Raw genomic sequence first — 11,493 nt, 5'->3', positions numbered from 1 at the left:
AGCCGAAACTACTCAGCTACCACGCGGAATTTCACCGTGTGCTTCACTTCCTTGTGCAGGTTAGCGGTAGCGGTGTAGTCGCCAGCAGCCGAAGGCTCCTGGTCGAACGACAAACGCTTGCGGTCCACGTCCACGCCTTTGGCTTTCAGCGCATCGGCTAATTGCAGGGTGGTCACGCGGCCGAAGATTTTGCCGCTTTCGCCCACCTTGGCGGGGATTTCCAGCACGGTTTCGCCGATTTGGTCGGCAATGGCCTGGGCGTCGCCTTTGATTTTATCGGCTTTGTGAGCGGCTTGACGCACGTTCTCCGCCGTGATTTTCTTGTTGGTCTTGTCGGCCAGGATGGCCAGGCCCTGCGGCAGCAGGAAGTTGCGACCGTAGCCCGATTTCACGGTCACGATGTCGTTCTTGTACCCGAGGCCCTTAACGTCGTCTTTGAGGATGATTTCCATTTTCTTTTTGAGAAGTGAGAAGTGCGATTATGAGAAGTGAGAAGTGAGCTAGTTGAAACGGGGTTGCCCGAACTCATACTATCTCCTATCTCCTATCTCGTAGTCCCATGTCTCAGGTCTAAAGTCTATTTCAGGGCGTCGGCTACGTAGGGCATCAAAGCGAGGTGACGGGCCTTGGCGATGGCCTGGGTCACTTTGCGCTGAAACTTCAGGCTGGTGCCGGTGAGGCGACGGGGCAGCACGCGGCCTTGCTCGTTCACGAACTTCAGCAGGAAGTTCGGGTCTTTGTAGTCCACGTACTTAATGCCGTTCTTCTTGAAGCGGCAGTATTTCTTGCGGTTGTCCTGCGGTTTGTTGTTGGCCGCGCGGTCGTTGTTGCGGTTGAATGCGGGAGATGCCATGTCGTTGCTAGATTATTGGGCTACGGCTTCGGTTTCTTTCGCAGCCTTCTGCTGGTTCATTTCGCCGTTGCGGCGGCGGTTGTTGTACTCCACGGCGTGCTTGTCGAGCACCGTGGTCAGGAACCGGATGATGCGCTCGTCGCGACGGAACGCGAGTTCCAGCACGTCAACGATGTTGCCTTCGCCAGTGTACGACAGGCAGAAATAGTAGCCAGTCGACTTCTTTTGAATCGGGTACGCCAGCTTGCGCAGGCCCCAGGCTTCGGTGGATACAATGGCGGCGCTATTTTCCTTAAGCACCTGGGTGAACTTCTCGACCGTCTCTTGCACCTGGCTCTCGTTCAACACGGGAGTTACGATGAAGACCGTCTCGTAATTTCTTACTTCCATTACGACGGGGTGAAAATTGGGGGTGAAAAAATTTGATTGGGGCGCAAAGGTACTGACTTCCCGGCACATTGCCAAGCATCGCGCTGTCTTCCTACATATAAGGTATTAGATGCCGACAAGCCCGATGCTTAAACCGACCCTTTGGCACTAGCAACGGCGAGCCGCAACGACGGCGGAAACCAGTGCGGGAGCGGCCACAAAATCCGCGGCAAAAGCCTGGGATGTAGCCCAACAAATTGGCGGCGGTGGGGGTTGCTATTACAGCGAATACCCAGCCGATGGGTACCTATTAATGAGGTAGTAAGAATAGCACCGCCGCCGCGGCACACCCCAGCAAACATCGCTCAAGACAAGGAGCACAGCATATAAATGGGCCAATACGAACGGCCGCAGCCCGTCAGAAATTGTATTCCGCTTTTTGCCGCCTACGATTCCTGACCTACATTTGTGGCCTTGAAATGCCCCTAGCGTTTCGTTTTACCGTCTATTTCCTTATGAATAGCAATCGACTTCGTTCTTTACCTCAACTGTTGCTGGCACTACTGCTCACGTTTGCCGGTGCCCAACAGGCGGTGGCCCAAGCAAGCGCAGCGGCCGAAGTGAAAACCAATGGCGTGGACCCCGGCGCAACTGCTGGCGCAACCGCGGCCAATGCCACGGCCCCGGCCGCGGCTCCCGCCGGTGGCGATGCCGCCGCCATTGCGGCCGGTGACGCGCTGTTCAAAGGCAACTGCGCCCAGTGCCACGCCGTGAACGAGCAAGTGGTAGGCCCGGCTCTGGGTGGCATCACCAAGCGTCGTCCCATCTCCTGGCTGATTCCGTGGATTAAGAACTCCAGCAAAGTAGTGGCCAGCGGCGATGAATACGCAGTAGCCCTCTACAACAAGTTCAACAAGCAGCAGATGCCCTCGTTCGCGCTGTCGGACAAGGAAATTACTTCCATCGTTGCTTACATCACTTCGGAAGAAGGCAAAGCAACCGCAGTGGCAGGCGCTGGCCCCACTGCAGGCAATGCCGCTGCCACCGATGGCAAAACCGACGGCGCAGCTGGCGCTGCCGAAGGTGCTGGCAAGTACGTTGATATTCTGCTCATTGTACTCGTAGTAGTATTGATTGTGCTGGTGGTGACGCTGGTTATCATTGGCAACCTGATGAAGGACGTGTTGCGTGGCCGCAAGGACCTCGACGGCCGCGACGTGGAGATTCTGGAGCAGCGCTTCGACTGGGGCAAGTTTTACCGCTCGCCCGTGATGCGCGGTATTGTGGGGACGGTTTTCGCCCTGGTTTTACTTTATGAAGGTGTGCAAAGCGTGATGGCCGTAGGCCTGACCCAGGGCTACCAGCCCACGCAGCCCATTGCTTTCTCGCACAAGCTGCACGCCGGCGAGCATCAGATTAACTGCGCCTACTGCCACACCTCGGTGTACAAGGCGAAGTCGGCCAACATTCCCTCGGCCAACATCTGTATGAACTGCCACTCGCAGATTAAGACGGAGTCGCCCGAAATTAAGAAAATATACCGCGCCATTGAGCGCAAGCAACCCATTCAGTGGGTGCGCGTGCACAACCTGCCCGACCTGGCCTATTTCAACCACTCGCAGCACACGCAGGTGGCTGGCCTGCAGTGCCAGACCTGCCACGGCCCCATCCAGAACATGGAAGTGGTGTACCAGTATTCGGCCCTCACCATGGGCTGGTGCATCAACTGCCACCGCGAGATGCCCATCAACTCGAAGGACAACAAGTACTACGACAACCTCGTGAAGCTGCACGACACCAAAAACGCCGGTGCTCCCTTCACCGTGTCGTCGAACGGCGGCACCGAGTGCTCGAAGTGCCACTACTAATAAGCTGATTTTCGGTAGTCGATACTGGGTAGTCAGTATTGAGACTACTCGTGTTTGACTACTGACTACCCAATACGGAATTACTGATTACCCTCCCAAATGAAGTACTGGAAAGGAATTGAGGAACTAGAAAGCACTCCGGAGTTCATGCAATCGGCCTTTGCCGAGTTCATGCCCGTGAAGGAGAGCCACGAGAGCAAAGACGCTACGTCGGCTCCCCGCCGCGATTTCCTCAAACTAATGGGTTTTGGGGTGGCCGCCGCCACCTTGGCATCGTGCGAGACGCCCGTCCGCAAAGCTATTCCCTACCTGAACAAGCCCGAGGAGATTGACCCGACCATCTCCAACTTCTACGCTTCGACCTACTTCACCGGTGCCGACTACAACGCGGTGCTCGTGAAGTCGCGCGAAGGCCGTCCGATTAAGCTGGAAGGTAACCCCGAGTCCCCCATCACCCGTGGTGGTTTGTCGGCCCGCGCCCAGGCTGCGGTGCTGAGCCTCTACGACGGTGGCCGTCTGCAGCATTTTGCCATCAAGAAGGGCAATGCCCACGAGCAAGTGGAGATGGCCGCGCTGGACCGCGAAGTGCGCGGCAAGCTGGCTGGCACCACCGGCCGCATCGCCATCGTATCGCCCACCATCATCAGCCCCAGCACCAAGCGGGCCATTGCTGAGTTTGCCTCGCGCTACCCTAACACCACGCACGTCATGTACGACGCGCAATCGGTGACGGGCCTGCTGCAAGCCAACAACGGCGTGGTGCCCGGCTACGACTTCGGCCGCGCTAACGTAATCGTAAGCCTCGGCGCCGATTTCCTCGGCACCTGGATTTCGCCGGTTGAATACGCTCGTCAGTACGTGCGCAACCGCAAAGTGAGCAGCGACAAGCGCAGCATGTCGCGTCACTATCAGTTCGAAACCGCCATGTCGCTGACCGGCTCCAACGCCGACGTTCGCGTGCCGGTGAAGCCTTCGGAAATGGGTGCAGTTGCGCTGGCTCTGTATAACGAGATTGTAGGTGGCGGTGACGCTTCTTATAAGAACGCCAAGCTGACGCAGGCTGCTAACGACCTGAAAGCTGCCCGCGGTGCCAGCCTCGTGGTTTCGGGCTCGAATGACCCGGCCGTGCAGACGCTGGTGGCCGCCATCAACCAAGCGCTGGGCAACGTTGGTACTACTGTTGACCTAACGGCTCCGAGCAACCTGCGCCAGGGCGACGACGCTCGCATGGCCGCTCTGGTGAACGATATGAACAATGGCAGCGTTGGCGCGGTCATTTTCTACAACGCCAACCCGGTGTTCAACCACCCGCTGGGCGCGAAAGTGAAATCCGGCATTGCCAAGGTGCCGCTGACGATTTCGCTCAACGACCGTCTGGACGAAACTGGCATCCTATGCCAATACGCCGCTCCCGACCACCACTGGCTGGAATCGTGGAACGACTTTGAGCCCAAGCGCGGCTCGCTGAGCTTGTCGCAGCCGGTTATCACGCCGCTGTTTGCTACCCGTCAGGCGCAGGAAAGCCTGCTGCACTGGGCCGGCAATACCACCACTTACTACAAATACCTGCGTGCCACCTGGCGTGCCCTGACGCCGAACGACGCTGCCTGGGACAAGGTAGTGCACGATGGCGTGGCCACGGGCACGGCTTTGCCGGCTGCCCCAGCCATGATGACCGCTGCGCTTAGCCCCGCCGCCGCCATCAGCCAGATTAGCAGTGCTCCCAAGCCCAGCGGCAACGCCGTCGAGCTGGCACTGTATGAGAAGGTAGGCATTGGTGCCGGTGGCTGCGAAGCCAACAATCCCTTCCTGCAAGAACTGCCCGACCCGGTTTCGAAAGCGACCTGGGGCAACTACGTGGCCGTGCCGCGTAAGATGGCCGTGGACAACAAGTGGGAGCAGGGCGACGTGGTGAAAGTAACCGCCAACGGCTACAGCGTGGAACTGCCCGTGCTGGTGCAGCCCGGCCAAACCAACGGCACGGTGAGCATTGCTCTGGGTTACGGCCGTACGCTGGCTGGCAAAGCTGGTGACCAGGTGGGTGCCAATGCTGCCCCGCTGGCCATGGCTACCGCCAACGGCATTGCCTATAACAACGTGGTGACGCTGACGAAGACGGATGCCACTTCGCCCATTGCGCAGACCCAGACGCACCACACCCTGATGGACCGCAAGCCGGTGGTGCAGGAGAATTCGCTGGCGAACTACATCAAGAACCCCAAAGAGGTAACCGAGTACGAGAAGATTGCCACGCCCGACGGCTTGGAGAAGCCCAACAAGGTTTCGCTGTGGCAGGATTACCAGTACAATAACCACCACTGGGGCATGGCCGTGGACCTCAATTCGTGCATTGGCTGCGGCTCATGCGTGATTGGTTGCCAGACCGAGAACAACATTGCCGTGGTGGGCAAGCAGCAGGTCATCAACCGCCGCGAAATGCACTGGATGCGCATCGACCGCTACTACAGCTCGGCCGCGCACAAAACGGACTTCGACGAAAAAGGCAAGGTATCTACCTACGCCGCCATGGAAGACCCCTCGGAAAACCCGCAGGTAATCTTCCAGCCGATGATGTGCCAGCAGTGCAACCACGCGCCCTGCGAAACGGTGTGCCCCGTGTTGGCCACCACGCACAGCTCGGAAGGTCTCAACCAAATGACCTACAACCGTTGCATCGGCACGCGCTACTGCGCCAACAACTGCCCCTACAAAGTGCGCCGCTTCAACTGGTTCTCGTACTACTCCAACGAGAAGTTCGAAACCGTGAACGGCCACATGTTCACCGACCTCGGCCGCATGGTGCTGAACCCGGATGTGACCGTACGTGCCCGGGGCGTAATGGAGAAGTGCACGTTCTGCGTGCAGCGCATCCAGCTCGGCAAGCTCGAAGCCAAGAAGCAAAAGCGTCGTCCGGTAGACGGCGAAATTGTATCGGCCTGCGCCCAGTCGTGCCCCACCGAAGCCATCGTATTTGGCGACATGCGCGACCCCAACAGCCGCATCAGCCAGCTGCTCCGCCGCGAAGACGGCGAGCGCGCCTTCCACTCGCTCGACTCCATCAACGTGCAGCCGAACGTGACTTATCTGACGAAGATTCGCAACGCCGAATCGGAGTTCTTCGGCAAAGAAAACGCTTAATATCATACCACTATGCAGCACGTATCAGCCTTACGCGAGCCGCTCGTAACCGGCGGTAAGACGTTACACGACGTCACGCAAGACATCTGCTACCAGGTAGAAGCCAAGCCCAACCTGCGTTGGATGGCTGCCCTGAGCGTGGCGCTGTTCTTCCTGGGGGTGTTCTTCTACTCCGTATACCGCACCGTATGGTACGGCATCGGGGAGTGGGGCCTGAACAAAACCATCAACTGGGCCTGGGACATCACCAACTTCGTGTGGTGGGTGGGCATCGGCCACGCCGGCACCCTGATTTCGGCCGTGTTGCTGCTGTTCCGTCAGAAGTGGCGGAGCTCCATCAACCGGGCCGCCGAAGCCATGACCATCTTCGCCGTAATCTGTGCCGCCATGTTCCCGGTGTTGCACATGGGCCGTCCGTGGCTGGCTTTCTACGTGTTCCCGCTGCAAAACACGCTGGGTTCGCTGTGGGCCAACTTCAACTCGCCGCTGCTCTGGGACGTGTTCGCCATCTCGACGTATTTCACCGTGTCGCTGGTGTTCTGGTACATCGGCCTAATTCCCGACTTCGCTTCGATTCGTGACCGTGCTAAAGGCCCCATTGCCCGCTTCAGCTATTCGATGCTGAGCTTCGGCTGGAAAGGTTCGGCCAAGGCTTGGTCGCGTTATGAAACGGTTTCGCTGATTCTGGCTGGTGTTTCTACCCCGCTGGTACTCTCGGTACACACCATCGTATCCATGGACTTTGCTACCTCGGTTGTGCCGGGCTGGCACACCACCATCTTCCCGCCCTACTTCGTGGCCGGTGCTATCTTCTCGGGCTTCGCCATGGTGCTCACGCTGATGCTGATTACCCGCGTGGTGTTCCGACTCGAAGACTACATCACGCTGGAGCACATCGCGCTGATGAACAAAATCATGATGGTAACCGGCTCCATCGTGGGTGTGGCGTACATCACTGAGTTTTTCATTGCCTGGTATTCGCAGGTAGAGTTCGAACAGTACGCCTTCATCAACCGTGCTACCGGTCCCTACTGGTGGGCCTACGCTTCGATGATGACTTGCAACGTGATTACGCCCCAACTGGTGTGGCTGCGCCGCGTGCGCTACAGCATTCCGCTGACCTTCGTGCTCTCCATCATCGTGAATATCGGTATGTGGTTCGAGCGCTTCGTAATCATCGTGACCTCGCTGCACCGCGACTACCTACCATCGAGCTGGGCCATGTTCTCGCCCTCGATTATCGACATCGGTCTGTACCTGGGTACGCTGGGCTTGTTCTTCACGCTGTTCTTGCTCTTCGCCAAGTTCTTCCCGGTGATTAACATGGCCGAAGTGAAAACCATCCTGAAGTACACCGTGGACAACGGCCCGACTTACAACCCGTCGAAAGCCGTGCACCATGCCCCTGTTCACCCTGCTACTCACGGAGTACCGGCGTCGGCTCCCGTAACCTATACCAAGCATGACTAAGCAATTCGCCCTCGGTATCTTCGAAGACGAAGATGTGCTACTGCACGCCGTTGAAAACGTGCGCGCGGCCGGCGTAAAAATCTACGACGTATTCTCGCCGTATCCGGTGCACGGCATCGACGATGCCCTCGGCATTGAACGGTCGCGTTTGCCCATTGCCGCATTCTTCTTCGGCCTCACGGGTCTGTCGTTTGCGCTGTGGATGCAGATTTATATGCTGGGTTTCGATTGGCCGATGATTATCGGCGGCAAGCCACACATCTCGCTGCCTGCTTTCATCCCGGTAGCTTTCGAATTGACGGTGTTCTTCACCTGCCACGGCATGGCGTTGACCTTCTTCACCATCACCGGCTTGTACCCGCGCTTCAAAACCCACGTGATGGATGTACGGGCCACCGACGACAAATTCGTAATGGCCATCGAGCTGGATGAAACCGGTTCGCAGTTTTCTCGGCTGACCCAGCTGCTGCGCGACAACGGCGCATCGGAAGTCAACCAAAAAGAAATGAGCAAAAACTAATGACGCATCCGCTGAACCTGAGCCTGCGCGTTTCGGCGCTGCTGCTGTCCCTGGGGCTGGCCTCGGCCTGTTCTAACCGGGCTGACGACCCCGGTGTGGAATACGCACCGGAGATGTACGAGTCCATCCCGTACGAACCCCTGAAGCAAACTAACTTCAACACGGTCAACTCGTTTGGCATCAACGAGCGGACGCCGGCCAACGGCACCATTCCGCGCGGCAAGCTGAGCTACTACGACCACATTCCGAAGGACAGCGTGGGCGTTGCCGAGCGTCGTCTTCGCAATCCGTATCCTTACACCAAAGCCAATCTGGAAGAGGGTAAGGTGCTGTATACCCGCATCTGCTCGCACTGCCATGGTGAAGCCGGCGACGGCCAGGGCCCGGTGGGTCTGAAGTTTAAGGGTGTGCCGAACTATTCGGCGGGCGCTTACAAGACGATGAACGATGGGCACATCTACCACGTCATCCAGTGGGGCCGCAACCGCATGATGCCGCACGGCTCCATTGTGAATCCTGAGGAGCGTTGGAAAATTGCCATGTACGTGCGCGTGCTGCAGCGCGGCGAAGGCCCGGATGCTCTGAGCAAACTGGTAGCCAAAGGCCCGACTTCCACTGCAAACGACTCAACTGAAATGACTGACCGTGCCAACCAGGGCCCGGTAGGAGAGGCGCAGGCCGGTAAAGGTTCTGAAACTCCCGGCCAAGGCGGCACCGTCTCGCCCAACGGTTCCGGCGTCACCCACACCCCCGGCAACAAATAACTATGGCAACTCTGACGCATCAAGAAAGCGCCACGGCTGAACAGCTCGTTGTAACGGATGGCGCCCGTAAGACTTTTATTACCATCATTGTCGCCGGTGTGGTGATATTGATTCTTGGCATTTTGGCTCAGGTGATGGGCTGGGGCGCTGAGGAACACGCTGCTGCTGGTGAGACAGCAGGTCACCTGGGCGCTTCGGCTGGACACGGTGCCGGCGCCTCGCTGGAACACGAAGGCAGCTCCACGGTGGTAAAACGCATCATTGTTAGCCTGTGGCATAGCAACGTGTTTTTCCTCGGTGTTTCCACCATCGGCACGGTATTCATGGCCATCAACTACGTAGCCTACGCGGGTTGGTCGGTAATGGTGAAGCGCATTTCGGAGGCCCTCAGTGCCTGGATTATCCCGGGTGCGGTAATTATGCTCGTGGTATTCCTCGTTGGTCGCCACGATATCTTCCACTGGACGCACGAAGGCATCATGGAGAAGGGCAACCCCAACTACGACGCCATCATCGCCGGCAAGAGCGGTTTCCTCAACCTGCCTTTCTACCTCATCCGTACCATTGTCTACCTCGCCATCTGGGCTTTCTTCAGCTACAAGCTGCGTCAGCTGTCGCTGGCCGAAGACCAGTTGGGTGGCACAGTATGGTTCCACAAGAGCATCAATGCTTCGGCTTTGTTCCTGGTGCTCTACGCTGTGACTTCGTCGATGTCGGCTTGGGACTGGGTGATGTCGGTTGACACGCACTGGTTTAGCACCATGTTCGGCTGGTACGTCTTCGCTTCGTGGTGGGTATCGGGCATTGCTGCCATTGCCCTCACGGCCATCTTCCTGAAGCAAGCCGGCTACCTACGCGCTCTGACTTCTAACCACCTGCACGACTTGGGCAAGCTGATGTTTGGCTTCAGCATTTTCTGGACCTACGTGTGGTTCGCACAGTTCATGCTGATTTGGTACGCCAACCTGCCCGAAGAAGCGGTGTACTACAACCAGCGCCTCGGTGGGTTCGAAGGTCACTATACCGGCATCTTCTACTTCAATCTGCTCATCAACTTTGTGTTCCCTTTCCTGGGCTTAATGACGCGCGACGCAAAGCGTCAGATGATTATCATGAAGATTGTCTGCATCGCCATTCTGGCGGGTCACTGGTCAGACTTTTATTTGATGTTCATGCCGGCAACTTTGAAGGCTGAAAGCGGGTTCTTGATTGAGATTGGTATCGCTGCCATTTTCCTGGGTGCTTTCCTGATTCTGTTCACGCGGCGCCTGGCTTCGGCTTCGCTCGTGCCGGTCAACCACCCCTTCCTGGACGAAAGCATTCACCACACTACTTAATTCTTTTAGAACTGAGAATTTAGAACTCAGAACTCAGACGTTTCCTGTTTGAGCTGCGGCGGGTTCTAAGCTCTAAGCTCTCGACTCTAATATCTAAAAAATGACTGCTCTTACCATTTTGCTGGTGTTGGTGTTGCTGTTGGTCGTGTTCGGCCTGCTGTTTCGCTTGCAGATTCTGACTTCTATTTTCTCGGGTACCTTTACCCGTGACATTGGCATGAGCAATAGCGTAAATGCTATTCTTATGCTGGTTTTTCTGGTGGTAGGCGGTGCGTGGTTTGCCTACTCGTTTGTTGAGAATTTTAACAAGATGAACCCGCCCATTGCTTCGGTGCACGGCCACCAAATGGAGCGCATGTTCTGGACGACGATGACCGTAATCGGCATTGCTTTCCTGATAACCCAAACCTTGCTGTTTGTCTACTCTTATAAGTATCAGCACAAGGAAGGCCGCCGGGCATACTTCTTCGCCCACAACAACAAGATTGAAGTAATTTGGACGGTGATTCCGGCCATCGTAATGGCCGCGCTCATCTTTGCCGGCTGGAAAGCTTGGACCCGTATCACCGGCCCCGCTCCCAAAAACTCGGTGGTGGTTGAAGTAATGGGCAAGCAGTTTAACTGGCTGGTGCGTTACCCTGGCCGCGACATGAAGCTGGGCGTGGTAAACTACCGTCTGATTGATGCCGTGAACGAATGGGGTTTCGACCTCAGCGATAAGTCGGCACTCGACGATTTTACCACCAACGAGATTCACGTGCCCAAGGGCGTGCCGGTGCTGATTAAGATTCGTTCGCGCGATGTGCTGCACGCCGTATACATGCCGCACTTCCGGGTGCAGATGTATGCCGTGCCGGGCATGCCGACCCGCTTCTGGTTTACGCCGACGATGTCGACCGACGAGATGCGCGCCAAACTGGGCAACCCCAAGTTCAACTACGAACTGGCTTGCAACCAGGTGTGCGGTGGCAGCCACTTCGCCATGAAAGCTACGCTGATTGTGGACGAGCCGGACGATTACCAGAACTGGTACGCTGCTCAGCAGTCTTTTTCCGAGAAAAACCCGGAAGTAATGGCTGCTTCCAAACAGAAAGCTAAAACGCTGGTTGCTCCTGTAGCTGCCCAGCCCGAAGCTGCCGAAACGGCTCCCGCTCCACTGGCTGCTTCTTACTAA

General features: G+C 57.2%; 10 protein-coding genes. 7 read left to right on the top strand and 3 right to left on the bottom strand.

Going from position 1 to position 11,493, the window contains the following annotated elements; translation table 11 throughout:
• Positions 1–8 precede the first annotated feature (8 nt).
• The 3 genes from rplI to rpsF form a co-directional block, all read right to left on the bottom strand.
• The gene (gene rplI / locus IC234_RS18455; protein ID WP_190927531.1) at positions 9–452 is read right to left on the bottom strand and encodes a 50S ribosomal protein L9; all 444 of its coding nucleotides are present in this window, start codon (positions 450–452) and stop codon (positions 9–11) included.
• Between the two features lie 125 nt (positions 453–577).
• Positions 578–853, bottom strand: a complete 276-nt coding sequence (gene rpsR / locus IC234_RS18450; RefSeq protein ID WP_190927529.1) for a 30S ribosomal protein S18 — start codon at positions 851–853, stop codon at positions 578–580.
• 12 nt (positions 854–865) lie between these two features.
• Positions 866–1,243, bottom strand: coding sequence for a 30S ribosomal protein S6 (gene rpsF / locus IC234_RS18445; RefSeq protein WP_190927527.1), 378 nt, complete (start codon positions 1,241–1,243; stop codon positions 866–868).
• A gap of 494 nt (positions 1,244–1,737) precedes the next feature.
• Between rpsF and IC234_RS18440 the strand changes: the two genes are divergently transcribed.
• The 7 genes from IC234_RS18440 (at position 1,738) to IC234_RS18410 (ending at position 11,493) form a co-directional block, all read left to right on the top strand.
• Positions 1,738–3,090, top strand: a complete 1,353-nt coding sequence (locus IC234_RS18440; protein WP_190927525.1) for a cytochrome c3 family protein — start codon at positions 1,738–1,740, stop codon at positions 3,088–3,090.
• A 99-nt stretch (positions 3,091–3,189) separates the two neighbouring features.
• Positions 3,190–6,228 carry a TAT-variant-translocated molybdopterin oxidoreductase gene (locus IC234_RS18435; protein ID WP_190927523.1) on the top strand — a complete coding sequence of 1,013 codons (3,039 nt, stop codon included), beginning with the start codon at positions 3,190–3,192 and terminating at the stop codon, positions 6,226–6,228.
• Positions 6,229–6,240: 12 nt separating this feature from the next.
• Positions 6,241–7,698, top strand: coding sequence for an NrfD/PsrC family molybdoenzyme membrane anchor subunit (gene nrfD, locus IC234_RS18430; protein ID WP_223827775.1), 1,458 nt, complete (start codon positions 6,241–6,243; stop codon positions 7,696–7,698).
• The gene (locus IC234_RS18425; protein WP_190927520.1) at positions 7,691–8,218 is read left to right on the top strand and encodes a DUF3341 domain-containing protein; all 528 of its coding nucleotides are present in this window, start codon (positions 7,691–7,693) and stop codon (positions 8,216–8,218) included. The genes nrfD and IC234_RS18425 overlap by 8 nt, the downstream gene beginning before the upstream one ends.
• Entirely contained in the window at positions 8,218–8,982 is a 765-nt protein-coding gene (locus tag IC234_RS18420; RefSeq protein ID WP_190927518.1) for a c-type cytochrome, read from the top strand. Before IC234_RS18425 ends, IC234_RS18420 begins: the two co-directional genes overlap by 1 nt.
• Before the next feature lie 2 nt (positions 8,983–8,984).
• Entirely contained in the window at positions 8,985–10,319 is a 1,335-nt protein-coding gene (locus IC234_RS18415) for a quinol:cytochrome C oxidoreductase (protein ID WP_223827774.1), read from the top strand.
• Positions 10,320–10,419: 100 nt separating this feature from the next.
• A complete protein-coding gene (locus IC234_RS18410; protein WP_190927516.1) occupies positions 10,420–11,493 on the top strand; it encodes a cytochrome c oxidase subunit II in 1,074 nt (357 codons plus the stop codon).

This window comes from Hymenobacter armeniacus (assembly GCF_014699055.1).
Classification (GTDB): domain Bacteria; phylum Bacteroidota; class Bacteroidia; order Cytophagales; family Hymenobacteraceae; genus Hymenobacter; species Hymenobacter armeniacus.
The sequence above is the reverse complement of the archived record's forward strand: the minus strand, read 5'-3'. Positions and strand labels throughout refer to the sequence as shown.